Genomic DNA, 24815 nt, shown 5'->3' with positions numbered 1-24815 from the left:
GAATTACGTAGAGGATTCAAGATGGCTACTGGAAAAATCATCCAGGTTATCGGCGCCGTTGTGGACGTCGAATTTCCTCAGGATGCAGTACCGAAAGTGTACGATGCGCTTGAGGTAACAAATGGTAAAGAAAAACTGGTGCTGGAAGTTCAGCAGCAGTTAGGCGGCGGGGTTGTCCGTTGTATCGCTATGGGTACATCTGATGGTCTGAGCCGTAATCTGGAAGTAACCGATTTAGGCCACCCGATCGAAGTCCCTGTCGGCGTGAAAACCTTAGGACGTATCATGAACGTTCTGGGTGATCCGATCGATATGAAAGGTGACATCGGCGCAGAAGAAAAATGGTCTATTCACCGTGCTGCACCAACATACGAAGAACTGTCTAACTCCCAGGAACTGCTGGAAACAGGTATCAAAGTAATGGACCTGATCTGCCCGTTCGCGAAGGGTGGTAAAGTCGGTCTGTTCGGTGGTGCGGGTGTGGGTAAAACCGTAAACATGATGGAACTGATCCGTAACATCGCGATCGAGCACTCCGGTTACTCTGTATTCGCAGGGGTCGGTGAGCGTACCCGTGAAGGTAACGACTTCTATCATGAAATGACAGACTCCAACGTTCTGGACAAAGTATCACTCGTGTACGGCCAGATGAACGAGCCACCGGGAAACCGTCTGCGCGTTGCTCTGACCGGTCTGACCATGGCGGAAAAATTCCGTGATGAAGGCCGCGATGTACTGCTGTTCGTTGATAACATCTACCGTTATACCCTGGCCGGTACTGAAGTATCCGCGCTGTTAGGCCGTATGCCTTCAGCGGTAGGTTACCAGCCGACACTGGCGGAAGAAATGGGTGTGCTTCAGGAACGTATCACATCGACCAAAACAGGCTCTATCACGTCTGTACAGGCCGTTTACGTCCCTGCGGATGACTTAACTGACCCGTCTCCTGCAACCACGTTCGCCCACCTTGATGCGACCGTCGTTCTGAGCCGTCAGATTGCGTCTCTGGGTATCTACCCTGCGGTTGACCCGCTGGATTCCACCAGCCGTCAGCTTGACCCGCTCGTTGTTGGTCAGGAGCACTACGATGTTGCCCGTGGCGTACAGTCAATCCTCCAGCGTTATCAGGAACTGAAAGATATCATCGCAATCCTCGGGATGGATGAGCTGTCAGAAGAAGATAAACTGGTTGTTGCACGTGCCCGTAAAATCCAGCGCTTCCTGTCTCAGCCGTTCTTCGTGGCAGAAGTCTTCACCGGTTCACCGGGTAAGTTCGTTTCCCTGAAAGACACTATCCGTGGCTTTAAAGGTATCCTGGAAGGTGATTACGATCATCTGCCGGAGCAGGCGTTCTACATGGTTGGTACCATCGAAGAAGCTGTGGAAAAAGCGAAGAAGATTTAATCCGGTTGACAGGAGGCTGATATGTCTGCAATGACGTTTCACCTGACGGTAGTAAGTGCCGAAAAACAACTGTTTAAGGGCTTAGTCCAGAAGATTCAGGTGACAGGCAGTGAAGGTGAGCTGGGTATTTACCCGATGCATACCCCGCTGCTGACTGCCATAAAACCGGGCATGGTACGGATTGTTAAGCAATTTGGCGAAGAAGAGCTTATCTACCTTTCAGGCGGAATGCTCGAAGTACAGCCAAACGGCGTTATCGTACTTGCGGACACGGCTATCCGTGCAAACGATCTGGATGCTGCACTGGCGATGGAATCAAAACGCCGCGCGGAAGAAAACATCCGGAAAGCACATGGTGACGTGGATTATGCTCAGGCATCAGCCGAACTGGCAAAAGCAATTGCAAAATTACGTGTAATTGACGAATTAGCCAAGAAGATGATGTAACCGAGGCAGTTAAAATATAAAAGCCAGTCAGTATCCGCTGACTGGCTTTTTTGCGTTGCGAAATATGTGGTATTTTCGTGTGTAAACAGGTTTACTTGGCACTCTAAAAGAGGAGCGATCAGATTTCTTATGTCTACGAATGCTAAAAGTGTGGTAATTCTCGCTGCGGGTAAAGGTACCCGGATGTACTCCGCGCTGCCGAAGGTGTTACATCACCTGGCGGGTAAACCGATGGTTCAGCATGTGATTGATACTGCCCTTTCACTGGGCGCACAGAATGTGCATCTGGTTTACGGACACGGCGGTGATTTATTACAGAATACGCTGTCGGATCAGAATCTGAACTGGGTTTTACAGGCAGAACAACTGGGAACCGGGCATGCGATGCAGCAGGCTGCACCTCACTTTGCCGATGACGAAGATATTCTGATGCTGTACGGCGATGTTCCGCTGATCGCGGCTGAAACCCTGGAACGCCTGATGGCGGTCAAACCGGAAGGCGGCATTGGCCTGCTGACGGTGATCCTGGATAACCCGGCGGGTTACGGCCGCATCATCCGTGAAAACGGACTGGTGACCGGGATTATCGAACAGAAAGATGCCTCTGAAGAGCAGCAGAAAATCAAAGAAATCAATACCGGTATTCTGGTTGCCAATGGTGGTGATCTCAAACGCTGGTTAGCAAAACTGAACAACAATAATGCGCAGGGTGAATTTTATATCACCGATATTATTGCCATTGCGCATCAGGAAGGACGTCGTATTGAGACGGCTCATCCGGAAAAACTGAGTGAAATGGAAGGGGTGAATAACCGCCTTCAGCTCGCGGCGCTGGAGCGTATTTATCAGCGTGAACAGGCTGATCGTCTGTTGCTCGAAGGTGTGATGATTCTGGATCCGGCGCGTTTTGACCTGCGCGGCACTCTGACACACGGCAAAGATGTCATCATTGACGTGAATGTCATTATCGAAGGCAATGTGACTCTCGGTAATAATGTGGTAATTGGCGCCGGTTGTGTGCTGAAAGATTGCGTTATCGGTGATGGCTCGGTGCTCAGCCCGTATACCGTGGTGGAATCATCTGAAATGGCCCGCGACTGTACTGTTGGTCCGTTTGCCCGTCTGCGTCCCGGCTCTGTGCTGGCAGACAAAGCCCATGTCGGCAACTTTGTTGAAATGAAGAAAGCGACACTCGGCGTCGGCTCCAAAGCCGGACATCTCAGCTACCTGGGGGATGCGGAAATCGGTAACGATGTGAATATCGGTGCCGGAACCATCACCTGTAACTATGATGGTGCAAACAAATTCAAAACGGTAATCGGCGATGATGTTTTTGTCGGCTCTGATACTCAGCTGGTGGCACCGGTCACTATCGGGAAAGGCGCGACCGTCGGTGCCGGTACAACCGTAACAAAAGATGTGGGTGATAATGAACTGGTGATAAGCCGGGTCAGACAAACCCAGATTTCCGGCTGGAAACGTCCGGTAAAAATGAAAAAGTAAATACAATAATAACCCCATATCTACACAGCCCGGGGACACGGCAACGCCGTAAAAACAATCAGGCAGGACATCGTTAAATCAGGAATTTACAACTATGTGTGGAATTGTTGGTGCAGTAGCACAACGTGATATCGCTGAAATTCTGTTAGAAGGGCTTCGTCGTCTGGAATACCGCGGGTATGACTCTGCCGGTATGGCGGTTGTGGACAGCGAAGGGCACCTGACCCGCCTGCGTGAAGTCGGTAAAGTGAAAATGCTGGCGGAAGAAGCAGAAAAAACGCCGGTTTCCGGCGGCACCGGTATCGCGCACACACGCTGGGCAACGCATGGCGAGCCTCTGGAACGCAACGCACACCCGCATGTTTCCGGAAATATCGCCGTTGTTCATAACGGTATTATTGAAAACTACAGTGAATTACGGGAATTACTGAAAGGCCGCGGCTATCAGTTCACTTCCGACACTGACACTGAAGTTATCGCACACCTGGTGAACTGGGAACATTCACAGGGCGGTACGCTGCGTGAAGCCGTACAGCGCGCTATCCCGCAACTGCGCGGTGCATACGGTACGGTGATTATGGATTCCCGCACACCGGAACTGCTGGTTGCTGCCCGTTCAGGCAGCCCGCTGGTGGTCGGCCTGGGTGTCGGTGAAAACTTCCTCGCCTCTGATCAGCTGGCGCTGCTGCCGGTTACCCGCCGCTTTATCTACCTGGAAGAAGGGGATATCGTCGAAATTACCCGCCGTCATGTTCATATTTTTGACCGCAATGGTGATGAAGCAGAACGCGATGTGATTGAATCCAACGTTCAGTATGATGCCGGTGATAAAGGTATTTACCGTCATTATATGCAGAAAGAGATCTATGAGCAGCCGCTGGCCATCAAAAACACGATGGAAGGGCGTCTGCGCAATGAAACGGTCGAATTCAGCGAGCTGGGTGAAAAAGCCCGTGATGTGCTGTCCGGTATTGAGCATATCCAGATTGTTGCCTGCGGTACGTCATTCAACGCCGGGATGGTCTCCCGCTACTGGTTTGAAGCTCTGGCAGGTATTCCGTGTGATGTGGAAATCGCCTCTGAATTCCGTTACCGCAAACCGGCCTGCCGTAAGAACAGCCTGCTGATCACCATTTCACAATCCGGTGAAACCGCAGATACCCTGGCGGCACTGCGTCTGGGTAAAGAGCTGGGCTATCTGACTTCTCTGGCTATCTGTAACGTTGCCGGTTCATCACTGGTGCGTGAATCTGATTTTGCTGTGATGACCAAAGCCGGGACTGAAATCGGTGTGGCCTCCACCAAGGCATTCACTACTCAGCTGACTGTTCTGCTGATGCTGGTGGCTTACCTCGGCCGCCTGAAAGGCAAAGGTGAAGCGCTGGAGCACAGTATTGTGACTGCACTGCATGCGCTGCCGAGCCGTATTGAGAGTATGCTGTCTCAGGATAAAGTCATTGAGCAGCTGGCGGAAGATTTCTCAGACAAGAGCCACGCACTGTTCCTGGGCCGCGGGGATCAGTTCCCGATCGCGGTGGAAGGCGCGCTGAAACTCAAAGAGATCTCCTATATCCACGCAGAAGCCTATGCCGCCGGTGAATTAAAACACGGTCCGCTGGCACTGATTGACGCGGATATGCCGGTCATTATCGTGGCACCAAACAACGAACTGCTGGAAAAACTGAAATCCAACATTGAAGAAGTCCGTGCCCGTGGTGGTCTGCTGTATGTCTTCGCAGATAAAGACGCCGGTTTCAGCGACAGCGAAAATATGAAAATTATTCCGCTGCCGTATGTGGAAGAGCTTATTGCTCCAATCTTCTACACCATCCCGTTACAACTGCTCTCTTATCACGTTGCCTTAATTAAAGGTACTGATGTGGATCAGCCGCGTAACCTGGCGAAATCAGTGACGGTTGAATAAGCTGAGCCTGATTTAGTTTCAGATAATTAATTAGTAAAGCCCGGCGCGTATCACCGTGATACACGCCGGGCTTTTTCTATCCCGCCATTCTCATCCTTAAGAAAAACAACATCATTATTTGACTAATAATCATATTTATAAACTAAATGTGATTAGGTTCACTTACTTATCAGTAATAGAATTTGAATTTATTTCTTTAATAACCAATTATATAGAAAGCCAAAAGAAAAAATAAATTAAGATTCAGGCACTAAAAATATCGCAAAATACCAATACTGGAGTAAGTTATGCTTAAACATATCAGTATAAGAACCGTCATTGTCGTCTTTCTCATCTGTAATTTCACTACAATTAATATTATCTTTCTCTTGCCCCTGTCCGCACTAATTAAATTAGTAATGCTTAATATTGTTAGTGTTTTTACGTTCGCCTGCTCATGGTTTTACATTACGAAGTATCTGGTTATGCCGATCAATGCCGTGAAAAACAGTATTGATGAGGTTAACGCCGGTAACTTGTCGGTGCGGATCCCGGTATTTGGTAATAACTGTGCCGGACGCCTGATCCCCGGGGTGAATCAGCTGGCGGAAAGCCTTTCTCTGCTGGTCAGTGAAATTCGCAGCTCATCAGATTCTGCATCTGTGTTGTCTGAGCAACTGGCAATGCGCAGTTTTGAGCTGTCTGCCAAGACGGAGCAGCAATCAGCCATGCTGGTGGAAACAGCGGCCAATATGGAGGAGATTGCCGCCGGGACTAAAAATAATGCGGAGAATACGGTGCTGGTCAGTGAGCATGCACAGGAAGCAACGGTGTTTGCCGGACATGGCGGTAAGCTGATGGAGGAAGTGGCCACCAATATGCATTCTATTAATGAATGCACCAATAAGATGACTGAAATTATCACCCTGATTGATTCCATTGCCTTCCAGACCAACATTCTGGCGCTGAATGCCGCTGTAGAGGCCGCCCGTGCCGGTGAGCACGGCAGAGGGTTTACTGTTGTGGCCGGTGAGGTCAGAAATCTGGCTCACCGCAGTTCAGAATCAGCGAAAAATATTAAATCCCTGATTGCGGTGACAACCGATAATGTTAAGCAGGGAGAGGATATTGTTCACCGCGCCGAAGTGAATATGAATAAGATTGTTGAGGGTGCGGAGCGGGTAAACGGCCTGATGGCGCAGATCTCTGTTTCCACACAACAGCAGCAGCAGGGGATTGAGCAGATAGCAACGGCCCTTTCCGAGCTGGAACAGGCAACTCAGGGCAGTGTGATGATCGCCGATGAGCTTGCCGGTTCTTCTGATGCGCTTAAGGCTCAGGTTGCGGATTTACAGTCACGGACACGGGATTTCCGCCTGACGGATCACGCCGCTGCTCAGTCACACAGCAAACCGGCATTAAACACCGGTAAACGGGTTGCGCGGTTTGCCGCATCAGCTCAGGCATGATTGCCGAAAACCTGAATTGCCTGCTGTAATCGCGAGGAGCGCCGTGTCAGTTCAGAGGTGGCACCGGTGACATTATTGACCATTTCAGTATTGTTGCCGGTCATGGTGCCGATACGGGCGACGGATTCATTGATAAGTTCCAGTGCCTGAGTCTGTTCTTTGGTGGCAAGACCGATTTCATTGATCATGGATGACATTTTCAGCACATCGGTGACCATTTCCCCGAGCTGGGTTTCGGTCTGCTCTGCCATTGTCACGCCGGTGCGGACATTGGCCGCGTTTTTCTCAATCAGGGTTTTTATCTCTTTGGCGGCAGAGGCGGAATGCAGCGCCAGGTTGCGCACCTCTGCGGCCACAACAGAAAAGCCCCGTCCGGCATCCCCTGCACGGGCGGCTTCCACCGACGCATTCAGCGCCAGAATGTTAGTCTGAAAAGCAATACGGTCAATCACACCGATGATATCAACAATCTGATTATTATCCGCAGAAATGGTATGCATCATATCGATGGTTTTCTGCATAGTTTCGTTGCTTTGTGTTGCGCTGTTACTCGCATTACCGGCGATATTCATCGTCAGATAAACACTCTCGGCAGTCTGCTGCACCGCACTGCTGATTTCCTCAATGGCGACTGCGGTTTGCTGCAGATGGGCGGATGCCTCTTCAGAGCGGGTATGCAGCGCGGTGGTTTCCTGTGAAACCCGCTGGTTGATAGCGCGGATCCCGGCAACCTGTGTGCTGACATCATCCACCAGCGAGTTCAGATTAAACCCGGATTGATTCACCAGGCGCATCAGTAATCCGATCTCATCAACCCTGTCCATATGCACCGGATCCGGTTTCCGTCCGGAAACGACTTTTTTCATCTGTGACAGCAGTAATTTAACCGGCTGAGAGACTTGTGACTGAAGGTAAACCGACAGCAGAATAAATAAAGCCGCCACACCGCCCGCCTGAATAAACGGATTTAACGGTGAAAATACCAGAGCCAGGGTTAATAACATTACAGTTAATAAGGAATAATTAATCCGCTGCCCGACCGGCAACCATTTCAGTAATGATAAAAATGCCAGTTTACCTTTGCGGATAATAATACCTTTAAAAAGACGATATCCGTTTAATTTATTACTCTTTAACCTGCTGTAAAGTGAGGCGCTTTTTTTTTATTTCATCACGGGTTGGTACTGTCCGGACAGAAATATAGCCTGTCAGTTTTTTATCGTGCCAGACCGGGGTGACATTTGCCCGCACCCAGTAATGGTCGCCGTTACGGCAGCGGTTCTTGATAATACCTGTCCAGCTGTCACCCTGCTGCAGGGTATACCACATATCGGCAAAGGCTGCCGGGGGCATGTCCGGGTGGCGGATAATATTATGAGGCTGTCCGGTTAATTGCCCTTCCTCAAACCCGCTTGCGGTAATAAATGCAGAGTTTGCATAGGTTATATGGCTCTGAGTGTCAGTGGTTGACATTAATATTGCATTATCGTTAAGCGAGTATTCATGCTGTGTGACAGGCATGTTGTTTTTCATGATAACCCCGGGTGATATAAAATAATTAACAAATAGCCCTCCGCACTGTAAAAAAACAGTACAGAATGGTTGTTTTATTTTTTGGCTAATATATTAGCAATTGACCGGGAAATATAGATTTTTTTATTTTTAAAAATTATTTTTTGTCATGAAAATGAAACAATTTAAGCGATCTTTAATTATTAAATTAATATTATGGTTGTTCTTTTTTATTGATGTGACAACGGTTTTTATGTTATTCGTTTTTTATATCGGATAGGAATTTTAAATTTAAATAAATCTCAGTTTCGGAATTTTTAAATCATTACTTAACCGTAATTTTCAGTCAAGACAATGGCGGCATTTTTAAGGTAAATGTGTACCGGTTATCTGGCCGGATGATCCGGAATGTGGCGCAGCGTCATTTCGGCGATATTCAGTGATTCCGGCAGAGCGATACGGTAAGTGCAGAACACTTTTCTCAGGTTCATGTCCACAACGACGGTGTCGGGTGGGCACCACACCAGTAATTGAGGTTATCCGGTGTCTGCGGCGGGTGTGATGACACCGGGTCATTATCCCCGGCGTACTCTGCCCGTCCCTGCCAGGTCCGGCCGAAAAAAACCGAAACCGTCCGGGCGGAGTATCTGACTGATATGCTCTGCCGGGATATCCGGGGATTCTATCTGATGCGTCGGTAACTGTGTTTTATCACACTGAGCCAGAAATTCCGCCGGATACCAGCCCATACCAACCGGGTTTGCCGGAGAGGTAAAAACCGTATCACCGGCGCTGTATGTACCGCCGGAGGCATGCTCATAACGGATATCAAGATAACTGATCGGTTCAGATTCTGTGAGAAACCACTCGTCATCCTCCTTTACCCAGTAACGGGGACCGAATATGCGCAGGACTTTCTGATATTTTCCGATCTGAATACCGACATCAAAAACCGGAACCGGATTATTTTCCGGGACAAATGCTGTGGCGTTAATGACAATATCAGTTTTTGGTTTATAAGGGGCTAAATCACTTTCGTATTCAATACTGGTATCAACCATTTCATTGTAGCTGACATCCGTATAATTCAGCAGGGATTGTTCCGGGGAAATAACAAGCTGGCTCTGTCCGTCACGGTTATTTATCCGGATATCATAGGTAATACGTGATGCAACGATATGAAATGTATCATGTTGCTGATTATCGCTGTCATAATTCAGCGCCGGAAAAATAGTGTGGTTGATAAAATTCATGACATTAGCCTTTATAACAGATAAAAAATCACAAAAATACGCAATTTCCCTCAGGCTGATGTAATACAAGGCAGATATAATAATATCCTATGTATAAACACGATATTTTTACGGATTCAGCCGGTTTTTAATATCGCTAATGTAGTCTTTTTCCGGGAAAAGAATATAAGAGTTAGCCGATATTCTTTTTATTATTTACCGCCCGCACCGCAGGCGGTAAATAAAGGTTTATCAGCCGGAAAAATTGAGACAGGCTGCGCCCCGGCGCCGCCGGAATCTCCGTAGCGGGCTTTATGAATGGCGGGCAGTGAGGCAACGCCATAGATATACTGCGGCAGGTATTCCGGCAGCAGGCGGTAAATATCCTCAAACTGTGATAATCCGCCGCCGATCACCAGCAAATCAGGATCAAAGACACTCAGCACATTTCCCAGATAGTGCGCGAGCAGCGACATATACCGCTCAACGTGCAGTTTTGCATTATGATCACCGTCGTAGTAACGGGCGATAATATCAACTGCACTGAGCTTTTCGCAGTAAAATGCCGTGAAAATCCGCTCAAATCCGGGGCCGGAAAGATAAGTTTCAAAACAGCCGGTTTTTCCGCAGCCGCAGAGGGTCTCCGGAACCTGATGCCCGAGAAGCTTATCCCCTTCCAGCGTCATATTGATGTGGCCGATTTCACCGGCGATCCCGTTTTTCCCCGGTAACACGGTGCCGTTAATCACAAAGCCGCCGCCGACACCGGTACCGAGGATCAGCCCCAGTACTGTCGGATAGTGGCGGAATGCCGGATCCCAGGCTTCGGAGAGTGCAAAGCAGTTGGCGTCATTTTCAATTTTTACCGGGCGCTGCAATATGGTTTCCAGATCATGACGCAGCGGCTGATACTGAGCGGCAGGCACATTGGTGGTAAACACCGTTCCTTTTTCATGATTCACAATGCCGGGAACGCCGATGCCGATTTTTCCTTTGCATCCGAGTTCGCTATCCGCCTGTTCTGTCAGTTGTCTGAGTGCTTCAAGCAGCGCGGCGTAGCTCTCTTTCGGTGTCGCAATACGCTTTTGCCAGACCGGTTCCAGTGCTTCATTAAAAACGGCAAGCTCAATTTTTGTCCCGCCCATATCAAAACCGTAATACATGATGATTCCGCCCTGTTCTGATCACTGTTGTGTTATCCCCAGCATAAAGCACCGGCGGCCGGATGAGAACCCGTCGTCTGATATAAGTCCCGCTTCTGAACAGCGGGGGATCATCAATAAATTCACTTGCACCGTTATCTATATTTTGTCAGGTTAAGAGTATTGCAAACGCAGTTCAGATGAGAATAAAAGGAAACATCACGATGAAAAATGTGGGATTTGTCGGCTGGCGCGGGATGGTGGGGTCTGTGCTGATGCAGCGCATGACAGAAGAGCGGGATTTTGACGGGATCCGTCCGGTATTTTTCTCAACCTCGCAGAGCGGCGGGGAAGCGCCGTCATTTGGCGGACACTGCAGCACGTTACAGGATGCATTTGATATTGATGCACTGCGCGCGCTCGACATTATTATCAGCTGCCAGGGCGGCGATTACACCAATGATGTCTATCCGAAGCTGCGTCAGAGCGGCTGGGACGGCTACTGGATTGATGCGGCATCAGCACTGCGGATGAATGATGACGCCATTATTATTCTCGACCCGGTGAACGGTAAGCATATAGAAGAAGGGCTGAACCGCGGCATTAAAACATTTGTCGGCGGTAACTGTACGGTCAGCCTGATGCTGATGTCCCTGGGCGGCCTGTTTGAGGCTGATTTGGTGGAGTGGGCCTCTGTGGCGACCTACCAGGCGGCATCCGGTGCCGGTGCGCGTCATATGCGTGAACTGCTGGTGCAGATGGGGGCACTGAATGCCCATGTGGTGAAAGAGTTACAGGACCCGGCCTCCGCGATTCTGGATATTGAACGCAAAATCACTGAATTTACCCGCAGTGGTGCATTACCGGCGGAACAGTTCGGTGTACCGCTGGCCGGGAGCCTGATCCCGTGGATTGATAAGCAGCTGGATAACGGCCAGAGCCGCGAAGAGTGGAAAGGGCAGGCGGAAACCAACAAAATCCTGTCACGCGGCCAGAATATTATTCCGGTGGATGGCCTGTGTGTCCGTATAGGCGCTCTGCGCTGCCACAGCCAGGCATTTACCCTGAAACTGAAGAAAGATCTGCCGGTTGCGGAGATTGAGTCTCTGCTGGCAGCTCATAATGAGTGGGTTCGTGTGGTGCCGAATGATCGCGATATTACCGTGCGTGAGCTGACCCCGGCGGCGGTTACCGGCACACTGAAAACGCCGGTCGGGCGCATCCGTAAACTGAATATGGGACCGGATTATATATCTGCGTTTACTGTGGGTGACCAGCTTCTGTGGGGTGCCGCAGAGCCGTTACGCAGAATGCTGAATATTTTACTGAAATAACGACAATAATCTAAATACAGATAATAAAGCAGGCCCATGTGTTGATTTTTTCGCATGGGTCATTTTTTTTGTTTGTGTTTTGCTTTTTTTGCAGAATCTGCATCTTCTCACTGACTGAACCGGTTAAATAACCGGATGTGTGTGTTTTCTGCAGCTGAAAAATGTCTGTCAGGTCTATATTACCGGAATTATTGATACACTCCGTTTATTGTTTGTTATTTGCGCAAAATGCACCGGTAACATTTCGTTCCTGTCCCGTTTTTATTTTATTGTTAAAACTGTACACATAATATGTTGTATATCCCCGGTGCTGTTTTATAGCAGCTATTTAATCTTTCTGAGAATTAAAATCCGCGTCAGCAGCCGGAGAGACTGACTTAATGTTTATATTTAGTTGTATGTTTTAAATCACCCGCTGTATCTGTCCCTTTCCTGTTTTTTTTGTCTGCTGTTCCCGGCGCTGTAAAAATGGCTTGATTCGGGTAATAAAAAAAGGCGCTGATTTCTGATCTTTCGTACCACCCGCTTTTTCCTGTCATTCATTCTTCTTTCGTTAATTTTAGTCTGTAAGTTTCTTATATAAACAGATCCGGGTTTCACAAAACCGTAACGAAATAAATAAATGTTTCTTTTGTGTTAATCCGGTTTTTTATTAACGAAATTTATTTATTATCGCAATGGTTAAATCAGATCACATAAGAAAACATAATTATTAACCTGTTTTACGGGTTTGAAAATTGCGCATTTCATAAGCTAATATACTTAGGTTGCTTCACTGAATGCACATTTTCGGCAGGAGATATCCTGTTTTTCCGTAAATTCCCGTGTTCAGAATGACAGCAGCGTTAATTAATTTTAACTATCAATAAGTGATCTGAGAAGGAGGTTTTATGTCTCTTCATGCAGTGAAAGGTAAAAATAGTTCAGAATTTATTGATATTTACGCATCAACGGACTCGGATGCAAAACTCCCTAAATACAAAATGCCGGACGACAGCAGTGACCCGCGAATTATTTACAGCGTGGTCCGTGACGAATTACTGCTGGATGGTAACTCCCGTCAGAATCTGGCGACATTTTGTACAACATGGGTTGAGGATGAAGTCAAACAGCTGATGACCGACAGTGTCGATAAAAACATGATCGACAAAGACGAATATCCGCAAACTGCAGAAATTGAAAGCCGCTGTGTGCATATTATTGCCGACCTGTGGAATTCCCCGCAGGCACAGGAAACTATCGGCTGCTCTACCACCGGCTCCAGTGAGGCGGCAATGCTCGGCGGGCTGGCAATGAAATGGCGCTGGCGTAAAAACCGAGAAAAACAGGGGAAAGAGACCGGTAAGCCAAACCTGGTAACCGGCCCGGTACAGGTGTGCTGGGAAAAATTTGCCCGCTATTTTGATGTGGAACTGCGGCAGATCCCACTGGAAGGTGATGCCCTCGGTATGCAGCCGTCTGACCTGCGCAAATATTGCGATGAAAACACCATCGGTGTGGTGGCGACACTGGGGGTCACGTTTACCGGGATTTATGAACCGGTGGCGGAACTGGCAAAAGAACTTGATGCAATACAACGGGATACCGGCCTTGATATTCCGCTGCATGTTGATGGTGCCAGCGGCGGGTTTATCGCGCCGTTTATCCAGCCGGAACTGGTGTGGGATTTCCGGATTGAGCGGGTGAAATCCATTAACAGCTCCGGACACAAATACGGCCTGTCACCGCTGGGTGTCGGCTGGGTGGTCTGGCGCAGCAAAGAAGACCTGCCGGAAGAGCTGGTTTTCAATGTGGATTATCTCGGCGGCAATATGCCGACATTTGCACTGAACTTTTCCCGTCCCGGCGGGCAGATCATTGCACAGTATTATAATTTCCTGCGTCTGGGACGCGCCGGTTATACCAAAATTCAGCAGGCGTGTGCAGATACTGCGCAATGGCTTGCGGATGAACTGAACAAGCTGGGGATTTTCGACTTGGTGTATGACGGCCGCGGTGCACTGCCGGCGGTGGCTTACAAGCTGAAACCGGGCGTGACACAGTTCAATCTGTATGACCTTTCCGACCGCATCCGCACACGCGGCTGGCTGATAGCCTCTTATCCGCTCCCGGCGGACAGAGAGAAAACCGTTGTTCAGCGCATTATGATCCGTCACGGCGTCAGCCGCGACCTGGCTGCACTGCTGCTGGATGATATTAAGCGGGCTATCGATCACTTCAGGCAAAATCCGGTAGTGAACTCGACTGCCAAAGCCACCTTCCATCACGGTTAATTTTCATACAATGACCTCCGGCCGGTATCAGCGGCCGGAGGATCTCACTCATTATCCTCCGGGGTGCTTTTATGACTGATACTTCAACCAAAAAACCGTCTTCCGGTGCAGCAAAACTAACTGTCGGCACACTTATCGTCATGAATATTGTGGCGGTGGTGAGCCTGCGCGGTTTGCCTGCCGAAGCGGAATACGGTCTCAGTGCGATTTTCTATTATCTGTTTGCTGCGGTGTTTTTCCTGATCCCGGTATCACTGGTTGCTGCTGAACTGGCCACCGGCTGGTCAGAGAAAGGCGGGGTGTTCCGCTGGGTCGGCGAGGCGTTCGGGCCGCGTCTGGCGTTTCTGGCGATGGCGATGCTGTGGATTGAGGTGACGGTCTGGTTCCCGACCGGGCTGACATTCGGGGCGGTATCACTCGCCTTTATCGATCCGCATCAGACATTCGATGAAGCGCTGGCGGCAAATAAATTCTTTGTGCTAGGTATTGTCCTGTTTATCTACTGGCTGGCGACCTTTATTGCCTTTAAAGGCGTGGGCGCGTTTGCCCGGGTATCAAAATGGGGCGGGATTATCGGGACGATTGTTCCGGCGATCATTCTGATTGTACTTGGTTTCTCCTACCTGTTCAGCGGTCAGACGCCGCAGATTGACCTGGCGTGGGATCAGGTTCTGCCGGATTTCTCAAACTTCGATAACATTGTGCTGGCGGCCAGTATTTTCCTGTTCTATGCAGGTATGGAAATGAACGCCATTCACGTAAAAGACATTGATAACCCGACAAAAAACTACCCGAAAGCCATCATTCTGGCGGCGGCGGGTACGGTGGCTATCTTTGTGCTGGGCACACTGGCGATCGCCTTTATCATTCCTCAGTCCGATATCAGTCTGACCCAGAGTCTGCTGGTGGCTTACGATGACATGTTCAAATGGGCACATATTCCGTGGATGGGGCCGATTGTCGCCGTCATGCTGGCTATCGGTGTGCTGGCGAGTGTGGTGACCTGGGTTGCCGGGCCGTCCTCCGGTCTTCTGGAAGTGGCGAAAGCGGGCTATCTGCCGCACTGGTTCCAGCATACCAACAAGAACGGGATGGCAACACATATCCTGCTGGTACAGGCTGTGCTGGTCTCTCTGCTGGCGGTGCTGTTTGTGGTGCTGCCGTCCGTGCAGGCGGCCTATCAGATCCTCAGTCAGCTGACGGTTATTCTCTATCTGATTATGTATATGCTGATGTTCAGCGCCGCGATTTACCTGCGCTTCAGTCAGCCGCAGCGTGCGCGTCCGTACCGGATCCCGGGCGGTAATGCGGGGATGATTATCCTCGGCGGTATGGGGCTGCTCGGCTCATTAACCGCGTTTCTGTTCAGCTTTATCCCGCCGGCTCAGATTGCGGTCGGCAGCCCGGAAGTGTATGTGGGGGCGCTGATCGGACTGACCGTTCTGTTCGTTCTTCTTCCGTTTGTTGTTTATCAGATCCGTAAACCCGGCTGGCGTGATCCGGACAGTGATTTCGCACCGTTTACATGGGAAAACAAAGGAAAAGCATCATGACAGATTTAACAGCAATCAAACAGGCAGTGACCAATGCCTGGCAGCAGTTTCATCAGGCTCCCGGCGGTGCGAATGCGGATTATATTCCGTTCCTGGCTAATATCCCGTCCGACCTGGCGGCGGTTGCGGTAGTCACTGCTCAGGGCGATATTATCAGCAGCGGTGATGCTGATTACCGGTTTGCCATCGAGTCAATTTCCAAAGTCTGCACGCTGGCACTGGCGCTGGAGGATATCGGCCCGCAGGCGGTTCAGGATCAGATTGGTGCGGATCCGACCGGGCTGCCGTTTAACTCTGTGATGGCGCTGGAGCTGCATAACGACAAGCCGTTGTCGCCGCTGGTGAATGCCGGTGCGATCGCGACCGTCAGTGCGGTCACCGCAAAATCTGCCGATGAACGCTGGCAGCGCATCCTGACCATGCAGCGCCGTCTCGGGTCGGAGAATATTGCTCTGTCGGACGAACTGAATCAGTCAGAGCAGACCACCAATTTCCATAACCGGGGCATATCCTGGCTGCTTTACGCGGCTCAAAACCTCTATTGTGACCCGATGGAGGCCTGTGATGTGTATACCCGCCAGTGCTCCACACTGCTGACCACCAAAGAGCTGGCCACAATGGGCGCGACACTGGCCGGACACGGCAAAAACCCGGTAACCGGTGAGCAGGTGCTGAACCCGGCACATACTCCGTTTATCCTGGCAGAAATGACCATGGAAGGGCTGTACGGCCGCTCCGGTGACTGGGCATACACAGTCGGGTTACCGGGCAAAAGCGGGGTCGGCGGGGGGGATCCTCGCAGTGGTACCGGGTGTGATGGGGATAGCGGCATTTTCACCGCCGCTGGATGATGACGGAAACAGTGTCAGAGGCCAGAAAATGGTGGCTTCGGTTGCCGCCGCACTGGGATATAACCTTTACCGGTGATCCCGCTGATAACGATAACGCCCGGGCTTCCGGGCGTTATCAGATATAAATAAACACCAGCGGCAGCACATGTTTTATTTCAGGAGCGGGTTATGAAGCCAGTGTCATCAGAAAAGCCGTTAACGTTGTTACAGGTTATTGCGCTGGGGATCGGCGCAATGGTAGGTGCCGGGATTTTTGCCCTGCTGGGGCAGACGGCACTGATTATGCAATCTGCAACATGGATTGCCTTTGCCTGCGGCGGTCTGGTTGCGTTATTTGCCGGTTATGCCTATGCCCGGTTATCCGCCTGTTATCCCTCGCCGGGCGGTATTATTGATTTCTTCCGGCTGTCATTGCCCGCCGTGCTGACGATCGCCTTATCCTTTTTGTATCTTGTCACGCTGATCCTGACGGTGGCGATGGTGGCAAGGGCGTTCGGGGCTTACGCCGTTCAGCTTTTTCATCAGGGAAATGAATCGGCCTTATTACCGGAAGTGTATACCGCGTTTATTATCATCGCGGTTGGTCTGATGAATATCACCGGCAGCCATGCTGTCGGTAAAGTGGAAGTCCTTCTGGTAGGCACCAAACTGGTGATTATTATCGCCCTGGTGGCGACGGGCGTATTTACTGTGGATACAACACTGCTGAATATCAGCTCGTTTTCCGGAGATACCCTTTTTTCCGCCGTCGGGCTGACGTTTTTCGCCTATGCCGGGTTCGGCATGATGGCAAATGCCTCAGACAAAGTGGCAGACCCCGGCCGGGTGATGCCGAGGGCATTTATGATCGCCATTTTATTCACGATTGTACTGTATATCAGCCTGGCGCTGGTATTGCTCGGTAATCTCTCGCCGTCTCAACTGGTCCGTTATGCGGATACCGCTGTGGCTCAGGTGGCTTATCCCGTATGGGGAAAAACCGGTTTTGTGATTGTGGCCGCCGCCGCGCTGCTGGCGACAACATCCGCCATTAATGCCACCCTGTTTTCCGCCTTCAATATCACCGACAGAATGTGCAGCACCGGTATTCTGCCGGATTCCTGGGGCAAAACGGTATTCCGGCAGGGAACAACAGTAAATATTCTGCTCATTCTGCTGACACTGCTGCTGGCGCTGTTCCTGAATCTCAGTGATCTGGCCAATGTCGCCAGTTTTACGTTTCTTCTGTGCTATCTGATGGTGCTGGTGGTGGCGTGGCGTCAGAGCGCAGTTATCCGGGCATCAAAACTCATTACCGGGACCGGGATTGTCCTTGTCACCGCTGTATTGGCTGGTTTTGTGGTGACGTTGCTGAGCGGAGGATTTATTTCTGTCAGTGTGATTGCCGGGGCCCTTATTCTCTGTCTGTTTGCCGGTTATCTGCGGAAACGGAGCCGGAAAGATGAATGAATGGCTCGATAATATTCTTCTTAATTATGTGACTTTTGTGTCGCTGTTCAGTCCCCCGGCAACTATCACCGCCGCCACGATTATCCTTGGCCGGATTGACCGGAACATATTGTGGCAAATTGCCTGGAAAATTGCGGCGGGATACACGCTGGTCATGCTGGTGGTTATCTGGCTGGGGAACTGGCTGCTGACGGCTCTCGGGCTGAGTGCGGATGCTCTGACCGTCACCGGCGGTATTGCGTTACTGGCACAGGGATGGCCGATGCTTATCCGCGGGGTGAAAGAGGAGCACAGTGATATTCCGGTCAGTGTGACCCCGCCGAAAGATATCATGCGGCTGGCAATGGTACCGCTGCTTTTTCCGCTGTCGATGGGCGGCGGCACGATAGCGGTCGGGATTTCGCTGGCCGGACACAGTGATTCCCTGTCCGGGCTGATACAGCTTTCTGTTGTGATCCTGCTGATGCTGCCCACTATTGCGCTGACTTTTCTCGCAACCGGGCCGCTGCACGGGCGTTTATCCCCGGGGGTGATGGACACCCTGGCGCGGATCTCCGGCATTATTCTGGTTACACTGGCGATTCAGTTACTGGTTTCGGGAATGGTCGGTCTTATCACCACGAATCTGAAGCATCTTACGGGGTGATAAAAAATAAAGCCCGGAAAACCGGGCTTTATGGGGTCTCAGAGAGAGGAAAAAATTATACGTCGATGTTTGCCGCTTTCAGGGCATTCTCTTCGATAAAGGCACGGCGCGGTTCAACATCATCACCCATCAGTGTGGTGAATAACTGATCCGTTGCAATTGCATCTTTTACCGTGACCTGCAACATACGGCGGGTTTCCGGGTTCATGGTGGTTTCCCACAGCTGTTCCGGGTTCATTTCACCCAGCCCTTTATAGCGCTGTACAGCCAGACCACGGCGTGATTCTTTCATCAGCCAGTCCAGTGCCTGCTCAAAGTTGCTGACGTTCTGACGGCGTTCACCACGGACAACATAAGCACCTTCTTCAATCAGACCACGGATAAGCTCACCCAGTTTGGAGATACGGGCATATTCGCTGCCGTGAACAAAATCGAAATCCAGATTGTAGTCAGTATCCACACCGTGGGTACGGATAGTCAGTACCGGCTCAAACAGCTGGCGCTCTTTGTTTTCCGCAATACGGTAGCTGTAGGTGCTGCCGTGCTCTTCATGACGGGTCAGGCGCTCTGTCAGGCTCTGTGCCCAGGCTTCCACCTCGGTTTTGTTCAGCAGTGCGGATTCTTCCAGTTTCGGCTGGTAGACCAGGCTGTTTAACAGTGCCAGCGGATAGAGACGCTCTAAACGGCGGATAATTTTGTGTGCGCCGTTGTATTCGTGCAGCAGTTTTTCCAGATGTTCGCCCTGAATCGGAGCTGCATTTTCGTTTACATACAGTGCCGCGCCATCCAGTGCGATAGAGACCTGATACTGCTCCATCGCTTCGTCATCTTTAATATACTGTTCCTGCTTGCCTTTTTTCACTTTATACAGCGGCGGCTGTGCGATATACACATAACCGCGCTCAATGATTTCCGGCATCTGACGGTAGAAGAAAGTCAGTAACAGGGTACGGATGTGTGAACCATCGACGTCGGCATCGGTCATGATGATGATGCTGTGATAGCGCAGTTTATCCGGGTTGTATTCATCGCGGCCGATACCGCAGCCGAGTGCGGTGATCAGTGTGGCAACTTCCTGAGAAGCCAGCATTTTATCAAAACGCGCCTTCTCAACGTTCAGGATTTTACCTTTCAGCGGCAGGATAGCCTGGTTCTTACGGTTACGCCCCTGTTTTGCAGAGCCGCCCGCAGAGTCCCCTTCCACTAAGTACAGTTCGGAGAATGCCGGGTCGCGTTCCTGACAGTCCGCCAGTTTACCCGGCAGACCGGCTAAATCCAGCGCGCCTTTACGGCGGGTCATTTCACGGGCACGGCGTGCGGCTTCACGGGCACGTGCGGCATCAATAATTTTGCCGACAATGATTTTGGTGTCGTTCGGGTTCTCATCCAGATATTCAGACAGCTTTTCGTTCATCAGGGTTTCAACCGCCGTTTTCACTTCGGAAGAGACCAGCTTGTCTTTGGTCTGAGAGGAGAATTTCGGATCCGGCACTTTGACGGAAATTACCGCCACCAGCCCTTCACGGGCATCATCCCCGGTGGTGCTGACTTTGGATTTTTTATTCAGCCCTTCTTTCTCAATATAGCTGTTGAGGGTACGGGTCATGGCGGCGCGGAAACCGGCGAGGTGAGCACCACCGTCGCGCTGCGGAATGTTGTTGGTGAAGCAGTATACGTTTTCCTGGAAGGAGTCATTCCACTGCATGGAGATTTCCACGCCGATATCGTCTTTCTCAGTGGAGAAATAGAAAACGTTGTTATGAATCGAAGTTTTGGCGCGGCTTAAATATTCCACGAACGCTTTGATACCGCCTTCGTAGTGGAAGTGATCTTCTTTGCCGTCGCGTTTATCGATCAGACGGATCGATACACCGGAGTTCAGGAAGGAGAGTTCGCGCAGGCGTTTTGCCAGAATGTCGTACTGGAATTCAGTCTCGCCTTTGAAGGTGTCCATGCTCGGCCAGAAACGCACGCGTGTCCCGGTTTTGTCAGTTTCGCCGACAACAGTCAGGCGATCCTGCGGTTCACCGTGGCGGTAGATCTGCTCGTGAACTTTGCCGTCACGGCGGATAACCAGTTCCAGTTTTTCAGACAGGGCGTTAACAACAGAGACCCCGACGCCGTGCAGGCCGCCTGAGACTTTATAGGAGTTATCATCGAACTTCCCGCCGGCGTGCAGAACAGTCATGATAACTTCTGCGGCGGAGACGCCTTCTTCTTCATGGATCCCGGTCGGGATACCGCGACCGTCATCCTGTACGGAGACTGAATTATCATTGTGAATGGTCACAATGATGTCTTTACAGTAACCGGCGAGGGCTTCGTCGATAGCGTTGTCAACAACCTCGAAGACCATGTGGTGTAAACCGGTTCCGTCATCGGTATCACCAATGTACATTCCCGGGCGTTTACGCACCGCGTCCAGCCCTTTTAATACTTTGATACTTGAGGAGTCATAGGTATTCGACATCAACGTTTCCCGCTCATCTAATCCTGATTATTGAACCTGTATTTTACCTTTTTCCACGACAAAGAGGCGACTGTTTTCATCCGCCATATCACTGACCTGTTCAGGGGTGATGGCACTGACAAAAACCTGTGCCTGTGTGGCTTTCAGCCGGTGAGCCAGTAAAAGACGGCGCCCGGCATCCAGTTCGGAGGCAAAATCATCAAGCAGATACAGGCATTGCTGCCCGCTCTGACGGGTGAAATATTCACCCTGTGCTAACCGCAGCGCGCACATCAGCAGTTTTAACTGACCACGTGAAAGTAAATCTTCCACCGGCACCCCGTCCGCTCTGATCCGTAAATCCGCTTTATGCGGGCCGGAGGCGGTGTAGGTCAGTGCGCGGTCCCGTTCAAACTGGCGCTGCAGAAGCTCTGAATAATCGGTCTCTTTATCCCATCCGCGCTGGAAAGAGACACTCAGCGAAAATTCAGGTAAAAACTGCTGACAGGTCTGCTCAATATCCTGAGCAATCGCTGTCACATAATTCTCCCGCCACTGACTGACCTGCTCAGCAACCGGAATCAGCTGCTGATCCCAGTGGCGGATCTGACCGTAATTCGATACCTGGCGGAGGGCGGCATTGCGCTGTCTCACCAGACGTTTTAAATCACTCCACAGCGCAAAAAATTGCGGTTCATTGTGGAAACAGCCCCAGTCAATATAAGCCCGGCGGAATTTCGGCCCGCCGTTGAGCAGGGTAAAGCCTTCCGGGGTGATAAGCTGCATCGGCAGTAATTTTGCCAGCTCGGCAATTTTATGGCCGTCAGTGCCGTCAATGCGGACCTTGCTGTCACCCTGGCGGTTTTTACTCAGGCCGACGCTGGTGGCCCGGTCTGTCTGTTCCTGCCCGAGTTTGCCGTGCAGGATAAATTCGTCGTTATCATGGCGGATAACACGCCCCGCCTGTACTGAGCGGAATGCCCGGCCGTGGCCGAGTGTGTAAATGGCTTCCAGAACACTGGTTTTACCGCTGCCGTTCGGACCGACCAGAAAGTTAAACCCGGTGGCCAGCGGTAAATCCGCATTTTCGATATTGCGAAAATCACGGATAAGTAAACGCGAGAGGATCATCGTGTTACAGGCGCATCGGCATCACAACGTAAGCGGCTGCATCACTGGCGTCATCTTCAATCTGCACGCTGGAGGTGGCATCGGTCAGTTTCACCGAGACATCTTCGCATTTCAGTGTGTTAAGAACATCAAGGACATAGCTGACGTTGAACCCGATTTCCATGTCCGTTCCGTCATAGGTGACATCCACGATCTCTTCGGCTTCTTCCTGCTCCGGGTTATTGGCGGTAATTCTGAGCTGATTGTTGCTCAGGTAAATCCGCACGCCGCGGAATTTCTCGTTCGATAAAATCGCCGCACGGGAAAAAGCCTGCTTCAGCATATCACAATTTGCCGTCAGCGTTTTGTCCGGGTTCTTCGGCAGGACACGGCGGTAGTCCGGGAAGCGGCCATCCACCAGTTTGGAGGTGAAAATAAACCCGCCGACATGGGCGCGGATGTTGTTGCTGCCGATTTCGAGTTTCAGCAGGGCATCGCCGCCGTCGAGCAGGCGCATCAGTTCGATAACCCCTTTACGCGGCACGATCACCGAATGGTCCGGCAGTTCCTGTCCGATATCCAGCGAGCAGACCGCCAGGCGGTGCCCGTCTGTGGCGACAGTACGCAGCACAGAGCCGCTGGTTTCAAACAGCATGCCGTTTAAGTAATAGCGGACATCCTGATGTGCCATGGAGAACTGGGTGGATTCAATCAGGCGTTTCAATGTTGCCTGCGGCAGAGAGAAAGTGACATCACTCTGCCAGTCATCCAGATTCGGGAAATCCGAGGCCGGTAAAGTGGACAGCGAGAAGCGGCTGCGCCCGGAGCGGACCAGAAGACGGTCACCGTCAAGCTCAACACTGATTTGCGCGCCGTCCGGCAGACCCCTCCAGATATCCAGGAACTTCCGGGCCGGTACCGTGGTTTCGCCGTTTTCATGCGGCTGGTCCAGCGGAACGGCGGCCATCATTTCCATCTCAAGGTCTGTCCCTGTGAGATGCAGTACGCCATCAGAGACTTTCAGCAGTAAGTTACCCAGAATCGGTAGGGTCGGGCGACCGCCCAACGGACTGCTGACCTGTTGTAAGGGTTTTAACAATTGCTCACGTTCAATGATAAATTTCATAGCGCTATGATGATAATGTCCGGATTAAGTTAGAAAAATCTTCTTTGATGTCGTGGCTTTCCTCACGCAGCTGCTCGATCTTACGGCAGGCGTGCAGAACGGTCGTGTGGTCACGGCCGCCAAAAGCATCCCCGATTTCTGGCAAACTGTGGTTTGTCAGCTCTTTTGCCAGTGCCATCGCCATCTGGCGCGGCCGGGCGACAGAGCGCGAACGGCGTTTGGAGAGCAGATCAGCCACTTTAATTTTATAATACTCAGCAACAGTTTTCTGAATATTATCGATGGTGACCAGTTTCTCCTGCAGTGCTAACAGATCCCGCAGTGCTTCACGCACAAAATCGATGGTAATCGCCCGCCCGGTAAAGTTGGCGTTGGCAATCACCCGGTTCAGTGCACCTTCCAGTTCACGGACATTGGAGCGCAGACGTTTCGCAATAAAGAAAGCCACTTCATCCGGCAGGCGGATGTTGTTTTCATCGGCTTTTTTCATCAGGATGGCGACCCGCGTTTCCAGTTCCGGCGGTTCAATGGCAACGGTTAATCCCCAGCCGAACCGCGATTTCAGGCGATCTTCCACCCCGTTAATTTCTTTCGGGTAGCGGTCGGAGGTCAGGATTATCTGCTGATTACCTTCGAGTAAGGCATTGAAGGTATGAAAAAATTCTTCCTGAGAACGCTCTTTGTTAGCAAAGAACTGAATATCATCTATCAGTAAGGCATCGACAGAACGGTAGTAACGTTTGAACTCTTCAATCGCGTTGTTCTGTAAGGCTTTGACCATATCCTGCACAAAACGTTCTGAGTGCATATAGACCACTTTGGCGTTGGCTTTGCTTTCCATAATGCTGTTGCCGACGGCATGTAATAAGTGGGTCTTACCCAGACCGGTTCCGCCGTATAAGAATAGCGGGTTGTATGCGCCACCCGGGTTATCCGCCACCTGACGGGCGGCTGCGCGCGCCAGCTGGTTCGATTTACCTTCCACAAAGCTGTCAAAGGTGTGCTTCGGGTTAACGTTGGAACGGTAAGCCACATCCGGTTCCGCGCTGTTATCATGCCAGCTCGGGCGCAGTGCGGGGGCTTTTTCCCGCGAAGGCGGCTGTTTCATCGTCCGTGACGGGGGAATACTTCTTTCCGGTGTGCTGACAGCGCCGGCCGGCTTATTACCGACCTCAAAGCGCAGTTGCGGAATTTCGTTGCCGCAGAAATCGGACAGGAGCGCATTAATGTTATTAATGTACTTCTCCCGTACCCAGTCGAGCACAAACCGGTTTGGGGCATAGAGCGCCAGAGTGTCATCACTCAGCTCAGCCTGAAGGGGGCGTATCCACATACTGAATTCTGTGGCAGGTAATTCATCCTGCAAACGGGCAAGACATTGCTGCCAAAGCGAAAGAGACACGGTGAACTCC

16 protein-coding genes and 3 pseudogenes are annotated in these 24815 nt (G+C 50.9%); 11 read left to right on the top strand and 8 right to left on the bottom strand.

Features of this window, described 5'->3' with window-relative positions; genetic code table 11:
- The first annotated feature begins 21 nt into the window (after positions 1-21).
- The 5 genes from atpD to JL661_RS00075 all read left to right on the top strand — a co-directional run bounded on the left by atpD (position 22) and on the right by JL661_RS00075 (position 6726).
- Positions 22-1404: a F0F1 ATP synthase subunit beta gene (gene atpD / locus JL661_RS00095; RefSeq protein ID WP_004236732.1), complete on the top strand. Its 1383-nt coding sequence runs from the start codon at positions 22-24 to the stop codon at positions 1402-1404.
- A gap of 21 nt (positions 1405-1425) precedes the next feature.
- Entirely contained in the window at positions 1426-1851 is a 426-nt protein-coding gene (locus tag JL661_RS00090; protein WP_004236731.1) for a F0F1 ATP synthase subunit epsilon, read from the top strand.
- A 129-nt stretch (positions 1852-1980) separates the two neighbouring features.
- On the top strand, positions 1981-3354 hold the full coding sequence (glmU, locus tag JL661_RS00085; RefSeq protein WP_004236730.1) for a bifunctional UDP-N-acetylglucosamine diphosphorylase/glucosamine-1-phosphate N-acetyltransferase GlmU: 1374 nt from the start codon (positions 1981-1983) through the stop codon (positions 3352-3354).
- A gap of 94 nt (positions 3355-3448) precedes the next feature.
- Positions 3449-5278, top strand: coding sequence for a glutamine--fructose-6-phosphate transaminase (isomerizing) (glmS, locus tag JL661_RS00080; protein ID WP_004236729.1), 1830 nt, complete (start codon positions 3449-3451; stop codon positions 5276-5278).
- 287 nt (positions 5279-5565) lie between these two features.
- Positions 5566-6726, top strand: a complete 1161-nt coding sequence (locus JL661_RS00075) for a methyl-accepting chemotaxis protein (protein ID WP_225310096.1) — start codon at positions 5566-5568, stop codon at positions 6724-6726.
- Here JL661_RS00075 and JL661_RS00070 read toward each other — a convergent pair.
- The 3 genes and pseudogenes from JL661_RS00070 to nagK all read right to left on the bottom strand — a co-directional run bounded on the left by JL661_RS00070 (position 6717) and on the right by nagK (position 10633).
- Positions 6717-8259 (bottom strand): annotated as a pseudogene (locus JL661_RS00070) (methyl-accepting chemotaxis protein). The gene JL661_RS00075 and the pseudogene JL661_RS00070 overlap by 10 nt on opposite strands.
- 554 nt (positions 8260-8813) lie before the next feature.
- On the bottom strand, positions 8814-9491 hold the full coding sequence (locus tag JL661_RS00065) for a DUF2169 domain-containing protein (RefSeq protein ID WP_218480997.1): 678 nt from the start codon (positions 9489-9491) through the stop codon (positions 8814-8816).
- Positions 9492-9722: 231 nt separating this feature from the next.
- Positions 9723-10633 (bottom strand): annotated as a pseudogene (gene nagK / locus JL661_RS00060) (N-acetylglucosamine kinase).
- A 203-nt stretch (positions 10634-10836) separates the two neighbouring features.
- Here nagK and asd point away from each other — a divergent pair.
- Complete coding sequence (gene asd, locus JL661_RS00055) at positions 10837-11946, top strand: aspartate-semialdehyde dehydrogenase (protein ID WP_062773478.1); 1110 nt, start codon at positions 10837-10839, stop codon at positions 11944-11946.
- Positions 11947-12323: 377 nt separating this feature from the next.
- Here the strand turns inward: asd and JL661_RS00050 are convergent, their stop codons facing one another.
- On the bottom strand, positions 12324-12485 hold the full coding sequence (locus tag JL661_RS00050; protein ID WP_218480995.1) for a hypothetical protein: 162 nt from the start codon (positions 12483-12485) through the stop codon (positions 12324-12326).
- 351 nt (positions 12486-12836) lie between these two features.
- On the opposite strand from JL661_RS00050, the gene gad reads away from it, so the two are divergent.
- From gad to JL661_RS00025, 5 genes and pseudogenes are all read left to right on the top strand, one after another.
- Positions 12837-14219, top strand: a complete 1383-nt coding sequence (gene gad / locus JL661_RS00045; RefSeq protein ID WP_004236721.1) for a glutamate decarboxylase — start codon at positions 12837-12839, stop codon at positions 14217-14219.
- A gap of 71 nt (positions 14220-14290) precedes the next feature.
- The gene (gadC, locus tag JL661_RS00040; protein ID WP_004240194.1) at positions 14291-15772 is read left to right on the top strand and encodes a glutamine/gamma-aminobutyrate antiporter GadC; all 1482 of its coding nucleotides are present in this window, start codon (positions 14291-14293) and stop codon (positions 15770-15772) included.
- Positions 15769-16699 (top strand): annotated as a pseudogene (gene glsA / locus JL661_RS00035) (glutaminase A). The gene gadC and the pseudogene glsA overlap by 4 nt, the downstream one beginning before the upstream one ends.
- A gap of 92 nt (positions 16700-16791) precedes the next feature.
- The gene (locus tag JL661_RS00030) at positions 16792-18072 is read left to right on the top strand and encodes an APC family permease (protein ID WP_036417477.1); all 1281 of its coding nucleotides are present in this window, start codon (positions 16792-16794) and stop codon (positions 18070-18072) included.
- Positions 18065-18718, top strand: coding sequence for a MarC family protein (locus JL661_RS00025; protein ID WP_004236716.1), 654 nt, complete (start codon positions 18065-18067; stop codon positions 18716-18718). The genes JL661_RS00030 and JL661_RS00025 overlap by 8 nt, the downstream gene beginning before the upstream one ends.
- Positions 18719-18773: 55 nt before the next feature.
- Here the strand turns inward: JL661_RS00025 and gyrB are convergent, their stop codons facing one another.
- From gyrB to dnaA, 4 genes are read right to left on the bottom strand one after another with little or no spacing between them, the layout of a single operon-like run.
- The gene (gene gyrB, locus JL661_RS00020; protein ID WP_004236715.1) at positions 18774-21188 is read right to left on the bottom strand and encodes a DNA topoisomerase (ATP-hydrolyzing) subunit B; all 2415 of its coding nucleotides are present in this window, start codon (positions 21186-21188) and stop codon (positions 18774-18776) included.
- Positions 21189-21215: 27 nt separating this feature from the next.
- Positions 21216-22298, bottom strand: a complete 1083-nt coding sequence (gene recF, locus JL661_RS00015) for a DNA replication/repair protein RecF (RefSeq protein WP_004236714.1) — start codon at positions 22296-22298, stop codon at positions 21216-21218.
- Positions 22299-22302: 4 nt separating this feature from the next.
- Entirely contained in the window at positions 22303-23403 is a 1101-nt protein-coding gene (gene dnaN, locus JL661_RS00010) for a DNA polymerase III subunit beta (protein WP_004236713.1), read from the bottom strand.
- Between the two features lie 4 nt (positions 23404-23407).
- Entirely contained in the window at positions 23408-24805 is a 1398-nt protein-coding gene (gene dnaA, locus JL661_RS00005; protein WP_015422366.1) for a chromosomal replication initiator protein DnaA, read from the bottom strand.
- Positions 24806-24815: the final 10 nt, after the last annotated feature.

It is taken from the genome of Morganella morganii, assembly GCF_019243775.1.
GTDB lineage: Bacteria > Pseudomonadota > Gammaproteobacteria > Enterobacterales > Enterobacteriaceae > Morganella > Morganella morganii.
Note: the sequence above shows the minus strand (reverse complement) of the source record. Positions and strands in the feature narration are given on the sequence as shown.